The sequence below is a fragment of the Glycomyces tritici genome (assembly GCF_030403505.1).
Genome location: NZ_JAUEMJ010000001.1, coordinates 606047 through 629316, shown reverse-complemented (window position 1 = coordinate 629316; position 23270 = coordinate 606047). Strand labels below are relative to the sequence as shown.

Annotated in this window: 21 protein-coding genes; 13 read left to right on the top strand and 8 right to left on the bottom strand. The window is 70.4% G+C overall.

Annotated features, from left to right (window positions below):
* Positions 1-100: 100 nt before the first annotated feature.
* Positions 101-1558: a leucyl aminopeptidase gene (locus QWI33_RS02895; protein WP_289954677.1), complete on the bottom strand. Its 1458-nt coding sequence runs from the start codon at positions 1556-1558 to the stop codon at positions 101-103.
* Positions 1559-1675: 117 nt separating this feature from the next.
* Between QWI33_RS02895 and gcvT the strand changes: the two genes are divergently transcribed.
* From gcvT to QWI33_RS02865, 6 genes are all read left to right on the top strand, one after another.
* Positions 1676-2758: a glycine cleavage system aminomethyltransferase GcvT gene (gene gcvT / locus QWI33_RS02890; protein WP_289954676.1), complete on the top strand. Its 1083-nt coding sequence runs from the start codon at positions 1676-1678 to the stop codon at positions 2756-2758.
* A gap of 77 nt (positions 2759-2835) precedes the next feature.
* Positions 2836-4143 carry a Gfo/Idh/MocA family protein gene (locus QWI33_RS02885; RefSeq protein WP_289954674.1) on the top strand — a complete coding sequence of 436 codons (1308 nt, stop codon included), beginning with the start codon at positions 2836-2838 and terminating at the stop codon, positions 4141-4143.
* A 66-nt stretch (positions 4144-4209) separates the two neighbouring features.
* Complete coding sequence (uxaC, locus tag QWI33_RS02880) at positions 4210-5646, top strand: glucuronate isomerase (protein ID WP_289954672.1); 1437 nt, start codon at positions 4210-4212, stop codon at positions 5644-5646.
* Between the two features lie 8 nt (positions 5647-5654).
* Entirely contained in the window at positions 5655-6971 is a 1317-nt protein-coding gene (locus QWI33_RS02875) for an enolase C-terminal domain-like protein (protein WP_353895385.1), read from the top strand.
* The gene (locus tag QWI33_RS02870) at positions 6959-8317 is read left to right on the top strand and encodes a mannitol dehydrogenase family protein (RefSeq protein WP_289954667.1); all 1359 of its coding nucleotides are present in this window, start codon (positions 6959-6961) and stop codon (positions 8315-8317) included. The genes QWI33_RS02875 and QWI33_RS02870 overlap by 13 nt, the downstream gene beginning before the upstream one ends.
* On the top strand, positions 8314-9444 hold the full coding sequence (locus tag QWI33_RS02865; RefSeq protein ID WP_289954665.1) for a Gfo/Idh/MocA family protein: 1131 nt from the start codon (positions 8314-8316) through the stop codon (positions 9442-9444). Before QWI33_RS02870 ends, QWI33_RS02865 begins: the two co-directional genes overlap by 4 nt.
* Before the next feature lie 190 nt (positions 9445-9634).
* On the opposite strand, the gene QWI33_RS02860 is transcribed toward QWI33_RS02865, so the two are convergent.
* The gene (locus tag QWI33_RS02860; protein WP_289954664.1) at positions 9635-10597 is read right to left on the bottom strand and encodes a pectate lyase family protein; all 963 of its coding nucleotides are present in this window, start codon (positions 10595-10597) and stop codon (positions 9635-9637) included.
* A gap of 258 nt (positions 10598-10855) precedes the next feature.
* Here QWI33_RS02860 and QWI33_RS02855 point away from each other — a divergent pair, with 258 nt between their 5' ends.
* Positions 10856-11821: an acetylxylan esterase gene (locus QWI33_RS02855; RefSeq protein ID WP_289954662.1), complete on the top strand. Its 966-nt coding sequence runs from the start codon at positions 10856-10858 to the stop codon at positions 11819-11821.
* 54 nt (positions 11822-11875) lie between these two features.
* Here QWI33_RS02855 and hisN read toward each other — a convergent pair whose 3' ends face one another.
* The 3 genes from hisN to aroA are packed head-to-tail and all read right to left on the bottom strand — an operon-like array spanning position 11876 to position 15093.
* Entirely contained in the window at positions 11876-12676 is an 801-nt protein-coding gene (gene hisN, locus QWI33_RS02850; RefSeq protein WP_289954660.1) for a histidinol-phosphatase, read from the bottom strand.
* Positions 12677-12736: 60 nt separating this feature from the next.
* Positions 12737-13762 (bottom strand): ribosome small subunit-dependent GTPase A, encoded by a 1026-nt coding sequence (gene rsgA / locus QWI33_RS02845; protein ID WP_289954658.1) that lies wholly within the window; start codon positions 13760-13762, stop codon positions 12737-12739.
* Complete coding sequence (gene aroA / locus QWI33_RS02840) at positions 13762-15093, bottom strand: 3-phosphoshikimate 1-carboxyvinyltransferase (RefSeq protein ID WP_289954656.1); 1332 nt, start codon at positions 15091-15093, stop codon at positions 13762-13764. The genes rsgA and aroA overlap by 1 nt, the downstream gene beginning before the upstream one ends.
* A gap of 133 nt (positions 15094-15226) precedes the next feature.
* On the opposite strand from aroA, the gene QWI33_RS02835 reads away from it, so the two are divergent.
* The 4 genes from QWI33_RS02835 (at position 15227) to rsrA (ending at position 18002) form a co-directional block, all read left to right on the top strand.
* Positions 15227-15934, top strand: coding sequence for an SOS response-associated peptidase (locus tag QWI33_RS02835; RefSeq protein WP_289954655.1), 708 nt, complete (start codon positions 15227-15229; stop codon positions 15932-15934).
* 161 nt (positions 15935-16095) lie between these two features.
* A complete protein-coding gene (locus tag QWI33_RS02830) occupies positions 16096-16449 on the top strand; it encodes a WhiB family transcriptional regulator (protein ID WP_205327957.1) in 354 nt (117 codons plus the stop codon).
* Positions 16450-16926: 477 nt separating this feature from the next.
* Complete coding sequence (locus QWI33_RS02825) at positions 16927-17709, top strand: sigma-70 family RNA polymerase sigma factor (protein ID WP_289954649.1); 783 nt, start codon at positions 16927-16929, stop codon at positions 17707-17709.
* On the top strand, positions 17706-18002 hold the full coding sequence (gene rsrA / locus QWI33_RS02820; RefSeq protein WP_289954647.1) for a mycothiol system anti-sigma-R factor: 297 nt from the start codon (positions 17706-17708) through the stop codon (positions 18000-18002). Before QWI33_RS02825 ends, rsrA begins: the two co-directional genes overlap by 4 nt.
* 258 nt (positions 18003-18260) lie before the next feature.
* Here rsrA and QWI33_RS02815 read toward each other — a convergent pair whose 3' ends face one another.
* Both QWI33_RS02815 and QWI33_RS29560 read right to left on the bottom strand, forming a co-directional pair.
* Entirely contained in the window at positions 18261-18857 is a 597-nt protein-coding gene (locus QWI33_RS02815) for a TetR/AcrR family transcriptional regulator (protein WP_289954645.1), read from the bottom strand.
* Between the two features lie 81 nt (positions 18858-18938).
* A complete protein-coding gene (locus tag QWI33_RS29560; protein ID WP_374209694.1) occupies positions 18939-19013 on the bottom strand; it encodes a 50S ribosomal protein bL37 in 75 nt (24 codons plus the stop codon).
* Positions 19014-19310: 297 nt separating this feature from the next.
* On the opposite strand from QWI33_RS29560, the gene QWI33_RS02810 reads away from it, so the two are divergent.
* Positions 19311-20342, top strand: coding sequence for an SIS domain-containing protein (locus QWI33_RS02810; protein ID WP_353895383.1), 1032 nt, complete (start codon positions 19311-19313; stop codon positions 20340-20342).
* 81 nt (positions 20343-20423) lie between these two features.
* On the top strand, positions 20424-21653 hold the full coding sequence (locus QWI33_RS02805; RefSeq protein ID WP_289954642.1) for a hypothetical protein: 1230 nt from the start codon (positions 20424-20426) through the stop codon (positions 21651-21653).
* Positions 21654-21980: 327 nt separating this feature from the next.
* On the opposite strand, the gene dprA is transcribed toward QWI33_RS02805, so the two are convergent.
* Entirely contained in the window at positions 21981-23144 is a 1164-nt protein-coding gene (dprA, locus tag QWI33_RS02800) for a DNA-processing protein DprA (RefSeq protein ID WP_289954640.1), read from the bottom strand.
* Positions 23145-23270: the final 126 nt, after the last annotated feature.

Sequence of the window (23270 nt, the reverse complement as noted above, 5' to 3'; positions counted from 1 at the left end):
GATTCAGCAATATTCACCGCACTGTCCCGCCACTTGGTGGTGAGGTCCATCGGTGAAAGAGGGGCCCGGCTCGAGCCGGGCCCCTCTTCCATCGCTGTGATTACGCGGCGAACTCCTCGAGCAACGCCACGAGGGTGCGCACCGGGAAGCCGGTCGCGCCCTTCGCGATGTACCCGTACGTCGAGTCGGAGTCGGCCGGGCCGGCGATGTCGAGGTGCGCCCACGGCAGCTCCTCGGGCACGAACTTGGACAGGAAGACCCCGCCCTGGACCATGTGGCCGTCGCGCTTGAGGCCGGTCGCGCACTGCGAGACGTCGGCGATCGACGACTCCATGAGCTTCACGATGTCCTCGGGGAACGGCATCGGCCAGCCGTGCTCGCCGGTGACCTCGCCGAGGCGGCGCAGCCGCTCGGTCTCGGTGTCGGTGCCCATGAGGCCCATGGTGCGCCGGCCGAGTGCGACGAGCTGGCCGCCGGTGAGGGTCGCGACGTCGTACAGCGCGTCGGGCTCGTCCTCGAGCGCCCGCGAGATCGCGTCGGCGAGCACCAGGCGCCCCTCGGCGTCGGTGTTGAGCACCTCCACGGTCTTGCCGCCGCGGATGGTGATCACATCGGACGGGCGGAACGAGGAGCCCGAGAGCATGTTCTCGGCCAGCGCCACCGTGCAGGTGACGTCGACGGCCAGGCCCAGTTTCGCGGCGGCGAGGGTCGCGCCGACGACGGCCGCGGCCCCGGCCATGTCGCCCTTCATGTCCCACATGCCCGCGCCGGGCTTGATGTTGATGCCGCCGGAGTCGAAGGTGATGCCCTTGCCGACGAACGCGACGTGCTTGGTCGCGCCTTCGGGCCGGTAGGTGAGGCGGACCAGGCGCGGTTCGGCGGACGAGCCGCCGCCGACGGCGAGGACGCCGCCGTAGCCGCCGGCGGCGAGCGCCTCGGCGTTCAGGATCTCGACCTCGAGGCCGGCGTCGTGGGCGGCCTGCTCGATCTCGATGGCGAAGCCGGGCGGGCGCAGGAGGTTCGCGGGGGTGTCGGCCCAGTCCTTGACGAGGGCGACGCTCTCGGCGAGCACGGCGGCTTTGGCCACGGCGGCTTCGGTCGCGCCGTAGACGCGGATCTCGGCGGGGGCGGCGTCGCCGCTGCCGTCGGTCTTGTAGCCCGCGAACTTGTGGGCGGCGAGGGCGGCGCCGACCGCGGTGGCCGCGGGGTCGCCTTCGAAGGCGATGGCGACGCCGGCCTTGCCGAACGCGGCGCGCACGGCGGTGCCGGCGGCGCGGCGCAGGGTCTCGTCGTCGAGGTCGTCCGCGTCGCCGAGGCCGACCGCGTAGACGAGCTTCGCGGCCAGGCCCTCGGGGGCGGGGAGGCGGGTGAGCGAGGAGGCCGAGCCGGTGTTGCCGAGGACCGCGAGCTGCTCGGCGAGGCGTCCGCCGAAGGCCGCGTCGACGCCCGCGAGGCTCTCGGGGAGCTCGGGGGCGTCCTCGCCGGAGAAGACGCCGACGACGAGCACTTCGGCGTCAGCTGCCGCAATGTCGCCGGAGGCGGAGATCAGTTCTGTCACGGTGCATCCTTAGCGTCGTGGTCCACGGCACATGGAATGACAACCATTGCGGCCGCGGGTGTGGGGACCAAATGCTCCGATCCTAGTCACTGGGACGGCCGCGATAGTCTCTGTCCCATGTCGGAGACTCTGCTCACCTCGCCCCTGCACGAACGCCACCTGGTCCACGGCGCGAAGTTCGCCGAATTCGCGGGCTGGAACATGCCGCTCCAGTACTCGAGCGGCGTGCTCGCCGAGCACCAGGCGGTCCGCACCGGCGTGGGCGCGTTCGACGTCTCGCACCTGGGCAAGGTGTGGGTGACCGGTCCGGGCGCGGCGGCGTTCGTGAACCGGTGCCTGGCGAACGACCTCGACCGGATCGGCGCGGGCGGCGCGCAGTACACGCTCTGCCTCGACGAGGAGGGCGGTGTGGTCGACGACCTCATCGCGTACCGGTTCGCGGACGACCAGGTCTTCCTGATCCCCAACGCCGCCAACACGGCCGAGGTGGCGCGCCGCCTGCGCGAGGCCGCCCCCGAGGGGGTCGAGGTGCGGGACGTGCACCGCGCCTTCACGGTGATCGCGGTGCAGGGGCCCGAGTCGCCCCGCATCCTCGAGTACCTGGGCCTGCCGCACGACCACGAGTACATGACGTTCCGCGAGCACCTGGTGAACCAGGCCGATGTGATCGTCTGCCGCTCCGGCTACACGGGCGAGACCGGGTTCGAGCTGGTCGTCCCGAACGAGGCCGCGGTGGACCTGTGGGACGGCATCCTCGTCGCGGGCGCGGCCCCGTGCGGGCTCGGCGCGCGAGACACGCTGCGCCTGGAGATGGGCTACCCGCTGCACGGCCAGGACCTGAGCCTGGAGATCACGCCCGTGCAGGCGCGGTTGAACTGGGCGATCGGCTGGGACAAGCCGGAGTTCTGGGGCAAGGCCGCGCTGGAGGCGGAGCGGGCCGCGGGCCCGAAGCGGCGGCTGTGGGGCCTGGAGGCCACCGGGAAGGGCGTGCCGCGCGCCCACATGGCGGTCATGGACGGCGACGACGTAGTGGGGGAGACCACATCGGGGACGCACGCGCCGACCCTGAAGAAGGGCGTCGCGCTGGCGCTGCTCGACGCGTCGTACAAGCCCGGAGCAGAGCTTGAACTCGATGTGCGTGGCCGCCGGTTGCCAATTCGGGTCGTCAAGCCCCCCTTCACGAAGGCCACGCCGAAATAAGCCCTGACAGATCCGGCTCTTGATTGTGGCAAGTTTCTCCGATAGCGTTTACCAAAACTCGCCGACGAAGGAGTCACATGCCTGGGACGCCGCATCGCTATGCCCTCGTGGGAACCGGTTCACGCGCCACGATGTACCGCAAGGCCATCACCGAGCGGAGCGACAAAGCCCGCCTCGTGGCCCTCGCGGACACCAACCCCAAGCGCATCGCCCGCCACCGCGAAGCGATCGAAGCCGCCGGCCACCCCGCCCCCGCCGCTTACGCCGCGGCCGACTTCGACAAGCTCCTCGCCGAGACCGACCCCGACACCGTCATCGTCACCTCGGTCGACGCCACCCACCACGAGTACCTCCTCGCCGCGCTCGCCGCCGGCAAGGACGTCATCTGCGAGAAGCCGCTGACGACCACCGGCGAGCACGCCGCCGCGATCCTCGAGGCCGAGGCGAAGTCCGAGGGCACGGTCACCGTCACCTTCAACTACCGCTACAACCCCCTCCACGAGAAGGTCGCCGAACTCCTGCGCGACGGCGCGATCGGCGAGATCACCTCCGTGGGCTTCGACTGGCTGCTGGACACCCGCCACGGCGCCGACTACTTCCGCCGCTGGCACCGCGAGGCCGAGCACTCCGGCGGCCTCCTCGTCCACAAGTCCGGCCACCACTTCGACCTCGTCAACTGGTGGCTCGACGCCGCCCCCGTGCGCGCCTTCGCCAAAGGCAAGCTCGCCTTCTACGGCGAGAACGGCAAGCGCACCGGCCACGACCGCGGCTACGACCGCGTCAACGGCTCCCCGCTCGCCGCGGACGACCCCTTCGCCCTCCACATGGCCGACAGCCCCGGCCTCAAGGAGATGTACCTCGACGCCGAAGACGAGGACGGCTACATCCGCGACCGGTCCGTGTTCGCACCCGGCGTCACCATCTACGACGACATGATGGCCCTCATCGACTACGACTCCGGCGTCACGCTCTCCTACCGGCTCACCGCCTACTCCCCCTGGGAGGGCTACCGCGTGCACTTCAACGGCACCCAGGGCCGCCTCGAACTCCTCGTCGTCGAGAACGACCACGTCAACCCCGCCCTCAAGGGCCCCAACGGCGCCACGCTCCACGGCACCGACGCCTCCCCCGAAGAAGGCCGGTACGAGCTCACCCTCCACCCCTTCTGGACCAAGCCCCGCAGCATCGACCTCGGCGACTACCAGCGCTCCGGCCACGGCGGCGGCGACGTGCGGATGCTCGGCGTCCTCTTCGACGGCGACACCGACCCCCACAACCGCTCCGCCAGCGCCCAGGACGGCGTGAACGCCCTGGCCGCGGGCCTGGCCGCGAACGCGTCCATCGAGACCGGGCTCCCGGTCGACGTCGCCGACCTCCTGAAGTAGGACACCCCAGATGAGCCTCCCGCACCCGTCGCTGCGCTCGCCTCTCCCCGAACCGGAGGGACACCGATGAGTCTTAGTCCCGACCGGCTGTTCCCGGCCGACGAGCGAACGCGCGCCATCGCCCGCGAGATCCACCAGCGCACCACCGACCTGCCGCTGGTCAGCCCCCACGGGCACGTCGACCCGCGCCTCATGTCGGAGAACCAGCCGTTCCCCGACCCCGCCCGGCTGTTCGTCGTCCCCGACCACTACCTGACCCGGATGCTCTACAGCCAGGGCGTGACCCCCGCCGAGATGGGCGTCCCGTCCGTCGACGGCACCGCCTCTGAAGTGGACGGCCGCACGATCTGGCGCCGCTTCGCCGAGCACTACCGCCTGTTCCGCGGCACCCCCTCCAAGATGTGGCTCGACTACACCTTCGCGGAGGTCTTCGGGATCTACAAGGAACTCGGCCCCGACACCGCCGACGAGTTCTACGACCACCTCTCCGCGCGCCTGTCCGAACCGGCCTACCGGCCCCGGGCCCTGTTCGACCGCTTCAACATCGAAGTGCTCGCCACCACCGAGTCCCCGGTGGACTCCCTCGAACCGCACGCCGCGCTGGCCGGGATGCCCGCCGCGGACGGCCGCAAGTGGGGCGGCAAGGGCGGCAAGGTCGTCACGACGTTCCGGCCGGACAACATGGTCGAACCCGGCTGGCCCGGCTGGCGCGAGCGCATCGAGCGGCTCGCCGAGATCACCGGCGTGGACACGTCCACCTTCGACGGCTTCCTCGCGGCGCTGCGCCAGCGCCGCCAGGACTTCATCGCCGCCGGCGCCACCTGCACCGACCACGGCAACCTCACCGCGGCGACGGAGGACGACCCGAAGGCCGCCGCCGAGATCTACGCCAAGGCGCTCAAGGGCGACGCCGACGAGACCGAGATCCTGCGCTTCCCAGCGCTCATGCTCACCGAGTTCGCGCGCATGAGCGTCGACGACGGCCTGGTCATGCAGCTGCACCCGGGCTCGAACCGGAACCACAACCAGTGGCTCTACCGCGGCTGGGGCCGCGACGTCGGCGGCGACATCCCGAACCCGACCGAGTACACGAAGTCGCTCAAGCCGCTCCTCGACGCGTTCGGCAACGACCCGCGCTTCCGCATCGTCCTGTACACACTGGACGAGACCGTGTTCAGCCGCGAGATCGCCCCGCTCGCCGGCGGCTACGCCTCGGTGTTCATCGGCGCCCCCTGGTGGTTCCTCGACTCCCCGGAAGGCATGCGCCGCTTCAGGGAAGCCGTGCACGAGACCGCCGGGTTCTACAACACGGCCGGGTTCGTCGACGACACCCGAGCGTTCTGCTCCATCCCCGCCCGGCACGACGTGGCCCGCCGCGTCGACGCCGCCTACCTGGCCCGACTCGTCGCCGAGCACCGGATGACCGAGCAGGAGGCCGCGGAGGTCGCGATCGACCTCGCCTACCACCAGCCCCGCAAGATCTATGGATTGGAAAGCCAGTGACGTCGCAAATGCACGGCTCGCAAGCGTCGCCGAGGACGAGGATCGAACGACTCGAAGTCCACGACGTGCGGTTCCCGACCGCGACCGCCGGCGACGGCTCCGACTCGATCAACCGCGCCGACTACTCGGCCTGCTATGTCGAGCTGTTCACCGACGGCGGCCCCACCGGCACCGGCTTCACCTTCACCGGCGGACGCGGCACCGAGATCGTCGCCTCCGCCGTCCAGGCCTTCAAGCACCTCGTCGTGGGCAAGACCATCGAGGAGATCTTCGCGAACCCGGTCGAGTTCTCCCGCTCGATCATCCAGGAACCGCAGATCCGCTGGCTCGGCCCCGAGAAGGGCGCCACCCACATGGCCGTGGGCGCCATCGTCAACGCCGTCTGGGACCTGCGCGCCAAGCTCGAAGGCAAGCCCATGTGGCAGCTCCTCGCCGAGATGGACTCCGCCGAACTGGCCGCCCAGATCGACTACCGGCACATCGAGGACGAGCTCACGCCCGCCGAAGCCGAAGCGATCCTCGACGAGGGCCGCATCGGCTACGAGGACCGCCTCAAAGTCCTCCAGAACGACGGCTTCCCCGCGTACACCACTTCGGTGGGCTGGCTCGGCTACTCCGACGACAAGGTCCGCGCCCTCACCGAGCAGGCCGTCGCCGAAGGCTGGACCGCCGCGAAGATGAAGGTCGGCTCGCCCGACGTCGCCGACGACGTGCGCCGCGCCGGCATCATCCGCGACGTCCTCGGCCCCGACCGCCTGCTCATGATGGACGCCAACCAGATCTGGTCCGTGCCCGAGGCCATCGAGAACATGAAGCACCTCGCGGCCTTCGACCCGTACTGGATCGAGGAGCCCACGCACCCCGACGACATCCTCGGCCACGCCCGGATCGCCAAGGCCGTCGCCCCGATCCGCGTCGCCACCGGCGAGGTCGCCGCCAACCGCGTCATCTTCAAGCAGCTCCTCCAGGCCGAGGCCATCAAGGTCTGCCAGATCGACGCCTGCCGCGTCGGCGGCATCCCCGAAGTCCTCGCCACCCTCCTCATGGCCGCCAAGCACGGCGTCGACGTCTGCCCGCACTCGGGCGGCGTGGGCCTTTGCGAATACGTGCAGCACCTCGGCATGTTCGAATACCTTCGAGTGGGGAAGACCCTGGAGGGCCGCATGATCGAGTACGTCGACCACCTGCACGAGCACTACACCGACCCGGTCACCGTGGTGGACGGCCGCTACCGGCTGCCCACCCAGCCCGGGTACTCCGTGACGCTCAAGGACGCCTCCATCGCCGAATTCTCGTTCCCGAACGGGCCGGCATGGAGCGTCTGACCAACTCGGTCCTGAAACGGCTCCCCGGGGACGTGCAGGTCCCCGGGGAGCGCCCGCAGACCACCGGCGTCCTCCACCTCGGCGCGGGCGCGTTCCACCGCGCCCACCAGGCCGTCTACACCGACGACACCGACTGGGGCATCACCGTCGCCGCACCCCGCTCGCGCGAGGTCATCGACGCCCTCGCCGACCAGGACGGCCTCTTCTCCGTCGCCACCCTCGGCCCCGACGGGGCCTCCATGAGGGTCGTCGGCGCGATCGCGGACACCGTCCACATCGCCTCCGAGCACGAACGCGCCGTCGACCTCGTCGCCGCCGAGACCACCCACGTCGTGACCCTCACCGTCACCGAGAAGGCCTACCGCGACCCCGCCGGCGTCCCGGGCCTCCTCGCCGCCGGACTCGCCCGGCGCGCCGCCCGAGGCGGACCGCCCCTCACCATCCTGTGCTGCGACAACCTGCCCGACAACGGCAAGTCGACCCGGGCCTCGGTCGAACCCCTCCTCGATCCGGTCACCCGCGCCTGGGCCGAGGAGCACGTCACGTTCCCCTCGAGCATGGTCGACCGCATCGTCCCCGCCTCCACACAGGCCACCTACGAACGCGCCCTTGGGGAACTCGGCGTCACCGACCTCGCCGCCGTCGAAGCCGAGCCGTTCACCCAGTGGGTCATCGAAGACGACTTCGCCGGGCCCCGCCCCGGGTGGGACGCCACCTACACCCACGACGTCGCCGGCTGGGAGCGCCTGAAACTGCGCACCCTCAACGGCGTCCACTCCACGCTCGCCTACCTCGGCGCGCTCGCCGACATCGAGACGATCAGCGAGACGCTCGCCCTCCCCGGCGCCGAGGAGTACGCGCGCTGGCTCATCGCCGAGCAGATCGCCCCCAGCTTCACGCCGCCCGACGGAAAGGACACCGTCGCCTACGGCGAAGGCGTCCTCGAACGCTTCCACAACCCCGGCATCCGGCACCGGTGCCTCCAGATCGCCATGGACGGCTCCCAGAAACTCCCGCAGCGGCTCTTCGCGACCATCCACGACCTCGCCGAAGCCCACGTGGACCTCGACCTCATCGCGCTCCCGCTCGCCGCCTGGACCCGCTTCTGCGGCGGCCGCAGCGACGACGGCGCCGAACTGCCGCTCGACGACCCGCTCAAGGACGTCATCCGCCAGAGCCTCACCGCCGCCGGGGGCAACCCCGCCGCCCGCATTGACGCTATCCTCGGGCTCCACCAGATCGTCCCCGAAACCGTCGCCGACAACCACCAGCTGCGCCGGGCCGCCGCCAAATGGCTGCGCGAACTCGACCGGCACGGCGTCGCCACCACCCTGGAGCACTTGTGACCGAGACCCGCACGCCCCGCATCGCCCTCGTGGGCGCCAACGGATACGGCCTGCACCACCGCCACAACCTCGAACCGCGCCGCCGCAGCGGCGAACTCGACTTCGTGGCCCTGTGCGACACCGCCGAGATCTACGAGGACGACGCCATCCCCGTCGGCGACCTCCCCGTCTTCGACGACTACCGCGCCATGCTCGACGCCACCGACCCCGACGTCGTCATCATCGCCACCCCGCCCCCCACCCACCTGCCCATCGCGAGCGCCGCGATGCGCCACGGCGCCGACGTCCTCCTCGAGAAGCCGCCCGTCGCCAGCCTCGCCGAATACGCCGACCTCTACGCGGTCATGACCGAGACCGGACGCAACGTCCAGGTCGGCTTCCAGGCCCTCGGCTCCCACGCGTTCAACGCCCTCCGCGACGCCATCGAAGCCGGCGACCTCGGCGAGGTCGAGGCCGTCGCCGTCGCCGGATCCTGGCGCCGCCCCGACTCGTACTACCGCCGCTCCCCGTGGGCCGGGAAGCGCGAGGCCAACGGCACCCTCATCGCCGACGGCGCGCTCGCCAACCCCTTCGCGCACGCCTCCCAGGAGGCCATCGCGCTGGCGGGGGACTGGCCGCTCGACGGCCCGATCGAGCTCGAGCGCCTGCGCACCCGCGAGAACATCGAGGTCGACGACACCGCCGTCTGGCGCGCCACCAACAAGAACGGCGTGCAGATCACCGTTGCCGTCACCCTCTGCGGCGACCGCAAGCTCGAGGGCGACGTGTACGTGCGCGGCACCAAGGGCGAGGCCTGGTTCGAGTACCCCACCGACCGGCTCCTCCTCCCCGGCGAGACCGAGCCGAAGCAGTACGGCCGCACCGACCTCCTCGACAACCTGCTCGCGCACCGCAATAAGGGCGTCGGCCTCATCTCGGGCCTGCGCCGCGCGAAGACCTTCACCGGGGTCCTCGAACGCGTCCTCAACGACCCGATCCCGCGCCTCGTCGACGCCGCGCACCTCGAACGCGTCGGCACCGAGACCTCGGACGACGGCGTCACGATCCTCAAGGGAGCCGACCAGGCCGTCGAAGACGCCGCCCGCCAGGGGAAGCTCTTCTCCGAGCTCGGCCTGCCCTGGGCCTGACCGGGGTTCGCCGCACGCCGACACGCGCAGCTGCGCGGTCACCTGAAGGCCCGTCTGGGGATCCGGCGGGCCTTTCGCGTGCGTGCGGGCCCTCGACGACCGCCCCGCGGTCCGGTTCGACCAGGTGGAGTCGCCCGCGCAAGCGGCCGGGGCCTCCGCGAGGCCCCGGCCGTCCGGTGGTCCGGTTCGGTCAGCGGGCGCCGGCGCCGCCGGTGACGATGGACTTGACCTGCGAGGGCGTGTCCAGCTGGAAGCTGTAGGGCACGCCCGCGACCGAGCCGCGGCTCGTGGGGGCGGGGGAGTTGACGACGTGGTTGTTGCGCGAGACGATCCGGCCCGGGCCCGAGTCGCCCTGCCCGATGTCGACGGTCCGGTTGCAGTTCTCGAAGTAGTTGCCCTCGTTGATGACCCCGGCGTCCATGGTGGTCGCGATGCAGTACGACCGGATGTTCCCGTAGTAGTTGTTGTAGACGTGGACGGGCTCGGCGAAGCGGACCCGGGGGGTGCGCTGGGTGGTGCCGTTGAAGTAGTTGTGGTGGTATGAGACCCGCAGCTTGCCGCGGTCGACCGTGTGGCTGTCGCTGTGGCCGAGGAGGCAGGTCTTGTCGGTGCCGTCGAACCGGTTCCACGACACGGTGATGAAGTCCGACTGGCGCTTGATGTCGCAGGCGCCGTCGTAGCCGGGCTCGAAGGTGTTGTGGTCGATCCAGATGTTCCGCGAGCTCTCCTCGACGTTGATGCCGTCGTCCGAGTAGCCCCGGAACCGCATGTTCTGGATGATGACGTTGGTGACGGTGCGGAGCGTGAGCCCGCCGCTGGTGAGGGTCGCCCCCGAGTTGCCGATGATGGTGGTGTTCGATCCGACCCGGACCATCCCGGAGAGGGCGATCGTGCCGCTGACGCGGACGATCTTGCGGGTGTTGCCGCTGACGGCGGAGGCGAAGGCCGAGGCCGTGGTGACGGTGGTCGTGCTGCCGCCCGAGCCGCCGTTGGTGCCCCCGTTCTGGGTGGCCCAGCCGACGGGGCTGCCGGTCTGCGCCTGGGCGCTGTGCGGGTCGCCGAGGAGCGGTGCGGCGGCGGCGCCGATCGCGACGGCGCCGGCGGCGGTGAAGAGCGTGCGGCGGGAGTGCCTGCCGCCGAAGACGTTTTCCATGTCCGTGAGCCTTTCGAAGAGTGTAGATATTCATGATTGTCAATCTATTGCCGTAAGCCACGGTAAGCCCGATTGGACAGCGTTTGCAAGGGGTTGGCACAAAATAGACACGCACGAGGCCTACGGTGATTCCTCTGCCCCGTCTGGCGCGTGGCGAACGATGTTGTCCCAGGGGGCAGGGGTGCTCGAGCAATCCCTACCGAGCCGGGCAAGCGGTTGCGATTGCAGAAGTTCGTTTGGTCGTGCTACAAACTCTCCATGGCTCTTTTCGACCTTCCCCTTGAACAGCTCCGCGACTACCGACCCGAGGTGCCCGAACCGGCCGACTTCGACGAGTTCTGGAAGAGCACCCTCTCCGACGCCGCCGCCCACGACCTCGACGTGCGGCTCGAGCCGTTCGCGACCGACCTGGTCACCATGGAAGTGTTCGACGTGACCTTCGCCGGTTTCGGCGGCCACCCCATCAAGGCCTGGCTCGTGAAGCCCAAGGGCGTCGAAGGCCCCCTCCCGTGCGTCGTCGAGTACATCGGCTACTCCGGCGGCCGCTCGCTGCCGCTCTCGCACACCACGATCCCCGCCGCGGGCTGGGCCCAGTTCGTCATGGACACCCGCGGCCAGGGCTTCGGCCACTGGCAGCCCGGTGACACCGGCGACCCCTACGGCACCACCGGCCCCACCAACAAGGGCTGGATGACCCAGGGCATCGAAGACCCCGAGCACTACTACTACCGGCGCGTCTTCACCGACGCCGTCCGCGCGGTCGACGTCGCGAAGGGCCTCGACGGCATCGACCCCGACCGGATCGTCGTCGCCGGCGGCAGCCAGGGCGGCGGCATCGCGCAGGCCGTCGGCGGCCTGCGCGATGACCTCGCGGGCGCGATGATCGACGTCCCCTTCCTGACCTACTTCCGCCGCGCCACCACCATCACCGACTCCTTCCCCTACAAGGAGATCGGCGAATTCCTCGCCGGCCAGCGCCTCAGTGAGGAGCGGGCCTTCGCGACCCTCGACTACTTCGACGGCGTCAACTTCGCCGCGCGCGGCACCGCCCCCGCGCTCTACTCGGTGGCCCTGATGGACGACGTCTGCCCGCCCTCCACCGTGTTCGCGGCGTACAACCGCTGGCAGGGCGAGAAGCGGATCACCGTGTGGCCCTGGAACGGCCACGAAGGCGGCGGCATCCTCCAAAAGGGCGAGCAGCTCAAGTTCCTCGCCGAACGCTAGACGACGCGAGAGGGGGCGCGGCCGTTTCGGCCGCGCCCCCTCTCGCGTCTCGCCTTACGGCTCCCGGATCTTCAAGCGCTCCAGGGCCTCCGCGTGCAGCAGCCCGTTCGTCGCCAGTGCCGAGCCGCCATCGGGGCCGGCGCGGCCGCGCAGGTCGGTGAACGTCCCGCCCGCCTCCTCCACGATCAGCGCCAGCGGCGCCAGATCCCAAAGGGCCACTTCGGGCTCGGCCGCGATGTCCACGGCGCCCTCCGCGAGCAGGCAGTACGAGTAGAAGTCGCCGAAGCCGCGCTCGCGCCACGCCTCGTGGAGCAGCGCGAGCATCGCGCCCTGGCGGTCGAGCTTGGCCCAGCCCGTGATCGAGGAGATGCTCACCGACGCGTCCGCGAGCGTGCCGACCTTCGAGACCTGGATCCGCTTGCCCGCGCGCTGGTCGCGTCCGGCGAACGCGCCCGCGCCCTTCATGGCCCACCAGCGGCGGCCGAGCGCGGGGGCGCTGACGACGCCGACGACGGGCTCGCCCCGGTCGAACAGGGCGATGAGGGTGGCCCAGATCGGCACGCCGCGAACGTAGTTGCGGGTGGCGTCGATCGGGTCGATGACCCATTTGCGGCCCGAGGCGCCGGGGTTGTCGCCGTACTCCTCGCCGAAGATCCCGTCGCGGGGGCGGGCGCGTCCGAGCGTGGAGCGCAGCACCTCCTCGATCGTCGTGTCCGCGTCGGTGACCTCGGTCATGTCCGGCTTCGAGGAGACCCGCAGGTCAGAGGAGCGGAACCGGCTGTTGCCGATCTGGGCGGCGCTGTCCGCGAGCAGGTGTGCGAGGCCGAGATCGTCGTTGTAGCTGGAGGTGGGCATGGGCTCATCCTACTGAGCCCTCGAAGGTGCCCTCGACCAGCGAGGCAACGAAAAGGTGAACTAGTTCTTGGTGTCGGCCTCGTTGAGGGAGGCGAGCACGCGCCGGAACGACGCGAGGCGGCCCGCGCGCGGGTCGTCGGGGCCGATCGCGGCGTCGAGGGCGCAGTCGCCGATCTCGGGCGTGTGGGTGCAGCCGCGCGGGCAGTCCTGGGCGACCTCGAGGAGTTCGGGGAAGGCCTTCAGGATCGAGTCGGCGGTGACGTGCGCGAGTCCGAACGAGCGCACGCCGGGCGTGTCGATGACCCAGCCTCCCTGGGGCAGCGGGAAGGAGACGGTGCTGGTGGAGGTGTGGGAGCCCTTGCCGATCGAGCGGACCTCGGCCACGACGCGTCCGGCCCCGGGCACGAGGCGGTTGACGAGCGTGGACTTGCCGACGCCGGAGTGCCCGAAGAACACGTTCTCCTTGTCGCGCAGGAGCGCCGTGAGCTCCTCGAGCGGCGCGTCCGGTTCGGTGGTCACGATCGTCAGGTCGAGCTGGGAGTAGTAGGCGCGGGCCTCGGCGACCAGTTCGGGGGCGAGGTCGTGCTTGGTCAGGCACAGCACGGGCGCGACCCCGGCGTCGTAGGCGGCGACGAGGCACCGGTCGACGAACCCGTAGCGCAGCGGCGGGTCGATGAGGCTGGCGACGACCACGAGCTGGTCGACGTTGGCGACGACGACGCGCTCGGTGGCGTTCTCGTCGTCGGCCGAGCGGCGCAGCTCCCCGTGGCGCGGTTCGATCCTGACGATCCGGGCGAGGGTGCCGGGGTTGCCGGAGCGGTCGCCGACGAGCGCGGCCCGGTCGCCGACCACGATGGACTGCTTGCCGAGTTCACGGGCCTTCATGGCCGTCACGGTCCTGCCCTCGATCAGGCAGGTGTAGCGGCCGCGGTCGACCGCGGTGACGAACCCTTCCTGCGCGTGCTCGTGCTTGGGGCGGATCTTGGTGCGCGGGCGGGAGCGGCGGGTCGCCCGCACTTTGATGTCGTCCTCGTCCCACTCTTCGTCGTCCGCGCCGTCATCGGCGTCCCAACCCGCTTGCGGCACTAGGCGTCGGCCCCCTCGGTCGATGCGGCGTTCCCGTGCCCGAGCACCGACTGCTCCCAGACCTCGGCGAAGGCCGGCCAGGTCTTGGAGACGCAGTTGACGTCGGAGAGCGCGAGCCCGGGGACGACCAGCCCGGCCACGGCACCGGCGTGGGCCATGCGGTGGTCGTCGTAGGTCTCCCAAGTGCCGGTGTCGTGCCCGCCCTTGTTGATGCGGAAGCCGTCTTCGAACTCGTCCACGTCCGCGCCGATCTTGCGCAGCTCGGTGACGAGCGCCGAGACCCGGTCGGTCTCGTGGCCGCGGATGTGCGCGACGCCGCGGATCTCGAAGGGGCCCTCGTTGACGCCGAAGAGCGCCGCGAGCGTCGGGGTGAGCTCGGCGGCGTCGGCGAGGTCCAGTTCGACCGGCGGCACCGAGGGCGATCCGATGACGGTGAGGCCGCCGCGGCTCCACTCCACGCGGGAGCCGAGCCGGACGAGGAGGTCGCGGATCTTGTCCCCGGCCTGGGTGGTCTCGGTGGGCCAGCCCTCGATGGTCACCCGGCCGCCGACGGCGGCGGCGGCGATGAGGAACGGCGCGGCGTTCTGCAGGTCCGGTTCGATGACCCATTCGCGGCCCTGGAGCTCGCCGGGCGCGACGCGCCACCGATCGGGCTCGGAGTCGTCGACCTCGGCCCCGGCCTGGCGGAGCATGTGCACGACCATGTCGAGGTAGGGGCGGCTCGGGACGGGCTTGTCGCCGGTGTGGCGCAGGTCGAGGCCCTGCTCGAAGCGGGGTGCGGCCATGAGGAGCGCGCTCACCAGCTGCGAGGTCTTGGAGGCGTCGATGTCGAGCGCACCGCCCTTGACCGTTCCGGTGCCGTTCACGGTGAACGGCAGGGCGAGGCGCCCGCCGTCCTCGATCCCCACGCCGAGGTCCCGGAGGGCCTTGATGACGCCGTCATTGGGGCGCTTGCGGGCGTGCGGGTCGCCGTCGAAGGCGACCGGGCCGTCGGCGAGCGCTGCGACGGGGGGCAGGAACCGCATGACGGTCCCGGCGAGCCCGCAGTCGACCTCGCTGCCGCCCTTGAACGCTGCAGGTGCGACGGTCCAGACCTCGTCGTCGCCCGTGTCCACCGCGACGCCGATGGACCGCAGCCCCTCGGCCATGAGCAGGGAGTCGCGGGCGATGAGCGGCCGCCGGATGGTGGAGGGACCGGAAGCGAGCGCGGCGAGGATGAGGGCGCGGGCCGTCATCGACTTCGAGCCGGGCACGCGGACGATCGCGTCCAGCTCGGCCTCCGCGAACGGAGTCTCCCAGCGGCGCTTCTGCGGGGCGGTGGTTGCGTTCACGCCGCCATTCTAGAGGCCCGCGAGCTGCGGACTCGAAGGTCGGCGCACCGGGGGTGGCGCGGGCGGGGCCGCTGCGGCGAACGTCCCGGAATTGGGGAGCCGGAGTGTCGGTGGCGGGCGCTACCGTGTGGGCATGTGCGGAAGGTACGCCAACAGCAAGTCGAGCCCCAGCATGGCCGCGCTCTTCGATGCCGAAGACCTCATCGCCGGTGCTTGGGACCCTCGGTACAACATCGCGCCCACGACCCTCGCCCCCGTGGTGCGCCGCTCGAAGTCCCGCGAGGAGCGCGTGGTCGAACTCGCCCGCTGGGGCCTCGTGCCGCCGTGGGCCTCCGACCCGAGTGTGGGCAACCGGATGTTCAACGCGCGCATAGAGACCGTCGCGTCTTCGCGGGCGTACAAGCGGCCGTTCGCCTCTCGGCGCGCGCTCGTCCCGGCCGACGGCTGGTACGAGTGGCGCAAGCTCCCCGGCGGCGGCAAGCAGCCCTACTTCTTCACCCGCCCGGGCGGCGTCGTCTTCGCGGGCCTGTGGGACACCTGGCGTCGCGGGGACGTCGACCTCATGACCTTCACGGTCCTCACCTGCCCGGCCGTGGACGAGGCGATGGCCACGGTCCACGACCGGATGCCGTACGTCCTGCCCCCCGAGCGGTACGCCGCCTGGCTGGGGGAGGAGGACGCCGACGAGGGCGAGCTGCTCGCCGGCCCGGCCCCCTCGCTCCCGGACGACCTCGAGATCCGGAAGGTGGGCCGCTCGGTCGGCCGCGCCGACAACGAGGGCCCTGAACTCGTCCGCCCCGTCGACGCCGAGGAGGCCCCCACGACCATTCCAGGATTGTGAACTGAATCACTATTGGCTCCAGGTATCTGTACCCCAAGTCGTCGGTCTTTCGTGTACAAGCCGTCGCCGGCCGAAGGGAATCGCTTCTCGTGTCGAGATGATCGACACCGGAAGGGCGGGCGGCGGAAGACTCTGCATCCAAAGGAAAGTGGGAGGCAGCAATGCGGCGAATCCGCCCCGATGAAGTAGCCCGAGCCCGGAGAGACCCCCGGCTGCTCGATGCCGCCGAATACCGCAACGAGATCATCAGAGGCGCCTACCGGATGAGCGGCGACGCCTGGCTCCGCCAGGGCAACTGCGCCGACGCCGAGCCCGACGTCATGTACCCCGAGCCCCGCGAGCCCATCGACGAGGCGCTCGCCATGTGCGCGTCCTGCCCGGTGCGCACGCCCTGCCTGGTCCGGGCGCTGGAGGCCCGCGACCGCCACGGCGTCTGGGGGGCCACCGCGCCCCGCGAGCGCCGCGCGATGATCGAAGTCTGGAAGGACATCAACCCCTTGGCGGTCGGCGCCTAGCCGCACCCGCCGAACCGAAAGCCGCGACCGCTGGCCCAGCGAAGGTCGCGGCTTTTCGCCGTCCGGGGCCGCTTCGGGGGATGGTGACCTCCCCGGACCGACGACGGTGTCATGTTCGCCGGCCCGGGGCAGGTACTGGGAGTTCACGCGCCGGTCTCCCGACGCGATCAGGACCCTTCCGGGTCCACACACGATAACGACCCCATGCACCGAAAGTTGCCATTTCCATCTATTAAGTACCTATTTCAGGTGATATTACGAATTTCGTATGTTTCATCCGAAAATATCGAGGCGCGTTCGACGCGCACGGGTGATGTGGCGGATACGACTCGCGTGGTTTCGCCGAGGGCGGAATGAAGCCGCGCCGGACGCTGTTGTTCGGGACGAGTCTCCCGCCTCGGAGCGCCGGCCACGCGCCGTGCGAGCTGCGGCGAAAGGCTCACGGGCCACGAAGTCTGTCGAGAAGGAGCCCAGCGCATGACCACCACCCTCCGTGGACGCGAAGACGAGCGCCTCGCCGCGCTCCTGAGCGGCCCCGACTGGTCCCCGTCGCCGAACGGCGTCTCCCCGGTCGGCGGCGTCACGACCGCCGGTATTTCCTCCGCCCCTGCCCGCACCGCTGCCGTAGGCTCGGAACTGGTCGGCTACGAGAGGGAGACGGTGACCGAGGCAGGCAGCGAGAACACCCAGGAGCGGCGCGAGCGGTTCGAGCGCGACGCGATGCCCCTGATCGACCAGCTCTACGGTGCCGCGCTGCGCATGACGCGCAACCCGGCCGACGCCGAGGACCTGGTGCAGGAGACGTTCCTCAAGGCCTACTCGAAGTTCCACCAGTTCCGCGAGGGCACCAACCTCAAGGCGTGGCTGTACCGGATCCTCACCAACACGTACATCAACTCGTACCGCAAGAAGAAGCGCCAGCCGCTGACCTCGCCCACTGACGAGATCACGGACTGGCAGCTCGCGGACGCCGAGTCGCACTCCGCCTCCGGGCTGCGCTCGGCCGAGACCGAAGCGCTCGACCACCTGCCGGACTCGGACGTCAAGGACGCCCTCCAGCAGCTCGGCGAGGACTTCCGCCTCACGGTCTACCTCGCGGACGTCGAAGGCTTCTCCTACAAGGAGATCGCCGACATCATGGGCACCCCGATCGGCACCGTCATGTCCCGGCTGCACCGGGGCCGGCGGCAGCTGCGCCAGCTGTTGAGCTCGTACGCCGCGGACCGCGGCCTTTCGCCCGCACGGGAGGGACAGCAGTGAGCGCCGAACCGGAGAAGCCCAAACTCGACTGTCGCGAGGTCCTCGAAGAGGTCTACCTCTATCTCGACGAAGAGTGCTCCGACCGCCGCCGCGGCGTGATCCGCGACCACCTCGAGGAGTGCTCGCCCTGCCTCTCGGAGTACGGCATCGAGCAGGAGGTGCGCACGATCGTGCACCGCTGCTGCAGCCAGGAGAAGGCGCCCGACGAGGTCAAGACCCGCCTGCGCCAGAAGCTCAGCGCCATCGAGCAGGTCAGCGAGATCTTCAGCGAAGTCGCCGAGCGCGACCGCTAGCCCGCAACCGCGGTTCAGCGCGAACAGGCGCGTCCGCAGGGGCTGCGGAGGTCGGCCTCCCGCGCTACCGCTGTGCGGGCCCGACCGAGTCGGGCCCGACTGCGTGCATTGAGACCATCTTCATTACTACCGTGCCGACCGCAACCGTGCCCTGGACGACCGCGGCCGTCTGCGATGTGCGCCCGCCGGGAGCTTTCCAGGGGTCGTGTCGCCCCGTGCATCGCGGTCATCCGGGAACCGCGCTCGCAGGGGACGCGCTCAGGAAGGCGATTCCTCGGCGGCGTTGGCGCGGATCATGCCGATCGAGATCTGCAGCGACGCCTCGCGCAGGTCCTCCTCGGAGTCGTCCCCGCGCGGATAGGTGATCCAGTTGCTGTAGAGCGTCGTGATCGCGTCCCACGCCCGGAGGCGGTGGATGAGCGGCGCGTCCGACTCGACGAGCAGCGCGTGCAGGCGCCGCTGACGCAGCCTGAAGACCGACATGCGGTCGAGGCGCGTGAGCGCGGCCTGGTTGTTCTGCATGAACCGCAGCACCGGCACGTGCGCGCGGATGACCTCCGCGTAGCGGCGCAGCATCTCGGTGCGGGTGTCGAGCTCCCGCGGCCGGGTGTCGCCCCAGTCGCAGATGCGGTCCAGATCCTCCGCGTAGGAGTCGAAGAAGCTCGCCGCGATGTCTTCCTTGGTCTTGAAGTGGTAGTACAGCGCGGCCTTGGTGACGCCGAGCTGCTCGGCGATCTCCCGTAGAGAGGTGTGCTCGTAGCCGTGCTCGCTGAAGAGCGCGATCGCGGTCTGCTGGATCCGCTCTCGGGTGCTCGGCTGTTGCTGCTCGCGCGCTTCGCGCGGCGCTTCGGTCATGTGGGCAATTCTCGTTCTGCGCCGGGTGTCCAGTGCGATCTGCGGGGCAGTCGCGGCCTAGGCCGCCTGCCCCGCCACGCGCTAGCTGTTCGGGCGCTTCCCGTGGTTAGCGGCCTTCTTCTTACGGGACTTGCGCTTGCGGGCTGCTTTCGCCACGGCTCCTCCTTGGTGGTCGGGAATTCAGGGGTCAACCTTACCGGCACCTGCGCGGGTGTACGGAGGGCAGTGGACACACTTCATTGACGAGTGCCCCGAGTCGTAGCAGGGTTGGAGGTGCGGACACGGGAGTGCGGATGGGCCGACTGCGGTGGACGGGCGTGGTGACGGTCGACTACGCTTCATTATAAAGGTTTGTTTAATATTTTAGCGGTACCGTTTCACAAGGAGCGTCAAGTGAACCAGCCCCAGGTCGGCGCCACCGACAACGCCAGCACGGCAGAGCACGGCAAAGGCATGGCCGCCGACATCGGCGAGCAGCCCGGCGTCTACGCCGACGTGCTCGACCACGGCGCCGGCGAGATCGCCCGCATCGCCGCGGTCATCGCCGAACGGCGCCCGCGCTCGGTGGTCTTCACCGCCCGGGGCACCTCCGATCACGCCGCCCTCTACGCGGCCTATCTCACGGAGATCCGCCTCGGCCTGCCCGCGAGCCTCGCCAGCCCCTCCGTCGTCACCGTCTACGACGCCCGGCCCGACTGGTCCGACTCCCTCGTGATCGCCGTCTCCCAGTCCGGCGGATCACCCGACCTCGCCCAGGTCATCGCCGCCGCCCGCGCCTCCGGCGCCCTCACCCTCGCCGTCACCAACAACCCCGACTCCCGCCTCGCCGGCGAAGCCGAACTCCACCTCGACGTCCGCGCCGGGCACGAGCGCGCCGTCGCGGCCACCAAGACCTACACGGCCGAACTGCTCACCCTCCTGCTCCTCATCGAAGGCATCCGCACCGGCACCGGCCGCCTCGACGCCGCCGAAGCCACCGCGATCGGCAAACTCCCCGAACTCGCCCGGGGCGTGCTCGCCGACACCGACGCCGCCGAACTCGCCGGCCGCTACCGCTTCGCCTCCCGGTTCGTGACCACCGGCCGCGGCTACGCCTACCCCACCGCCCGCGAGACCGCGCTCAAGCTCATGGAGACCTCCTACCTCCCCTCGCTCGCGTTCTCCGGCGCCGACCTCCTCCACGGGCCCCTCGCCATGACCGACCCCGGCGTGCCCGTCCTCGCCGTCGTCGGCTCCGGTCCCGGCGGCCATGCAATGTGGAACGTCCTCACCCAACTCGGCAAGCAGCGCGCAGACGTGGTCGTCGTCGGCGCCGCCGACGTCCCCGGCCAGACCGCCCGACTCGCCACCCCCGCGGTCGACGAGCGCTTCGCCGCACTCCTCGATATCCTTCCGCTGCAACAACTCGCGCTCCACCTCGCCATCGAGCGCGGCGAGAACCCCGACGCCCCACGAGGTCTCAAAAAGGTCACGGAAACGGTGTGAGCCCAGCTAGGCGGGCACAGGGAAACGGGTGTTCACCTTCGGTTCACCGAAATGTTCACCCGTTTACCTACACTCTCTGTCATGCAGGCACCACCAGCCGCGCCGACCGGCACCACTGAAATCGTCTGGCACGAACGGCGATACCGGGCGCGAGCGATCGCCGGCGGTGCCGCATTCGAGCTCTATTCGGACACCCGCGAAGACGGATTCCGCGCCGGCGGCGGCGCCTTCCACCGATTCGTGCACGCCTCCGAGGTGACCAGCCCCGGAGGAGAACTGCTCCTCGCCGGCGTCGCCCCCCTGGCGATCCCGGTCATGCCGGGCGCCGACGCCGCCACCGTCCACCGGTACAGCCAGAACCCGCGCATCGGCCCCGCCGAACGCGCGCTCGTCTCCGCCGCGCGCGCCACCGCGTTCGTCACCGTCGGCACCCGCATGATCAAGCCGCTCAGCCGCCACCAGGTGGCCCGGCAACTCACGTCGGCGCCCGTCGTCAGCGGCGTGTGCTTCCGCGAATTCGACGTCGCCCACCTGCGCACCCCCGACGACCGGGTCGTCCTCTGCGGCGACCCCGACGACGCCCGCGACACCTCGTTCGCCCTGCGCTGGAAGGCGATCTGCGCCTGCGACTACCAGAGCACCGAAGCGGCCAACTTCCCCGGACTCGTCGGCGTCCCCGGCCGCGAACGGCGCGGATCGATGATCCTCGGCACCGGCTTCCTCCCCAGCGGCACGCACCTCATCCCCGAATTCGCGACAGCCGGATTCGCCGACCTGCCGCTGACCGCGCGCGCCGAGATCCTCGCGTACACGCCCGACGGCACGGAGATATCGCTCTTCCAGTACCAGCCGCAAACCAACGTCTGGGACCGCATGGCCGGCGCCCGCCACCGCGACCTCGTCAACCGCATCCCCGGCCTCGAGACCGGACGGGCGCTCTTCCGTACCAACCCCTCCGTCCACGCCGGACTCATGGGCGACCACGAGGGCGAACGCGTCCCGGTGACCGCCGACCCGGGCCACGGGTTCAGCGTCTTCGCCCGCGGCGCCACGAGCCGCAGCCCGGTGACCCGCCCGCAGCGGTTCCACACTCGGGCGCGCTGGCGCGACATCGACGTGCTCGCGCTCGGCCGCAACGAGGACTGGGTGCGCGTGCGGCTGAGCCAGCCCGACCTCGAATCGATCATGGCCACTGACGCGACCTGCGTCGAACGCGGCGTCTACGAATGCTGGGCCCCGCTCGCCGAGCTCGAGAACCCGCGCATGGTCGTGGTCGACTACCCGAACGACACCCACCGCGCCCTCTGCTGACCGCATCGCGGTCTTCGCCGGGCCGTGCGGCTTTGGCGCGGTTCCTCGGCGTGGCTCCGCCAGCGGAGGCCTGGCCGATCTGCCCTCACCCTTGGGGGCCCCTCCCCCCCGCCCCCACCCCACCCACCCCTAGTTTTCGGATGCGGTGCGCACCGCATTAATGGACTGGTCGTGTTGCCGTGTCGCGCGCTGGCGGCGCGTGGAGGTGGGGCGTGTGCGGTCTCCTTTCGTATTGCAGCTTTGGGCTTTCGGTCCAGCCGGTGCCGGTGCCGGTGCCGGTGCCGGTATGAGTGCCGATGTGCGGAGGGGCACGGGCTCGGTTCGCTGTCAGGACTGGCCTCCTCTCGCGAGGCGCCAGCGGTTGTCGATGCGGTCGACCCAGCCGGTCTGGAGGAGACGATCGAGCGTCTCCGCTGCAATCTCCGCGGGGACTCCGGCGGCTGCCGCCAGGCGGGGCGTTTCGACCACGTAGCCCCGCGGCAGGGACTCGACCAGCCGGGCCTCGATCTCCGTCAAGCGGTCGAAGGGGCGGCGCTGGGGCGGAGGCGGAGTCGCCAGCGGCCCGCTGATGCCGGTCAGGTCCTCGATGACCTCCTCAGCGCGGGTCACCAGCCGCGCTTCCCATGGTTCCCTTGCCAGTTGGTGGGCGCCTGCCGACATCGACGAGGTCACCGGGCCCGGAGTGAACATCAGGACGCGTCCGAGTTCGGCCGCGTACCGGGCCGTGTTCCGTGCACCGGAGCGGTGCGCGGCTTCGATGACCACCGTGCCGGCGGTCAGGGCCGCAATGACGCGGTTCCGGGTGAGGAAGCGGTGCTTCATGACCGTGGTCCCCGGTGGCCATTCGCTGATGATCAGCCCTCGTTCGGCGATCAAGTTGAACATCGAGTGGTTGCCCTTCGGGTAGGGCAGCTCGACGCCGCAGGCGAGGACTGAAACCGTTGACCCGCCTCGTGCCAGGGCGCCGAGATGCGCCGCCCTGTCGATGCCGAAGGCGCCTCCGGAGACGATGGTCCAGCCCGCTTCGGTGAGCTCGGCCGCCAGGTCGTCTGCGAGATGCTGGCCGTACTCGGTCGCGGCCCTCGAGCCCACGATGGCCACTGAGCGCCGGCACAAGTCGGCCAGATCCTGCTCGCCCCGCACCCAGAGACAGCGCGGGGGCCGCACATGCGGTTCGTCCGCATCGCAGACGAGCATCAGATCGCGGAGCTGCTCGGGCCAGTCGGGATCGCCCGGTATCAGGACGCGAGCGCCGGACTCCTTCGTGGCGGCCGCGATGTCGGCGGCTCTGGCCGCCGGATCGTGGGTGCACGAGATGATCGCGCTCGTGATGCGCTGCAGCCGTTCGGGAACCTCACCCTCCCAGAGGCGCTTGACCGCCTCGATCGGGCCTATCTCGCCTAGGAGGTCGTCCAGATCCGCATCGCCCGGCTCGACCATCGAGGACAAGAGCATGAGGGCGAGGCGAGGGTCGTCGGGCAGATTCGTCACGATGCCTCCTCGGGTATCGGGTATCGGGTGTGTCGATGTCGTTGGGGAAGTCGGGCAGCGGTATCGGTCGTCGTGGGTCGTGGGTCGTGGGTCGTGGGTCGTGGGTCGTGGGTCGTGGGTCGTGGG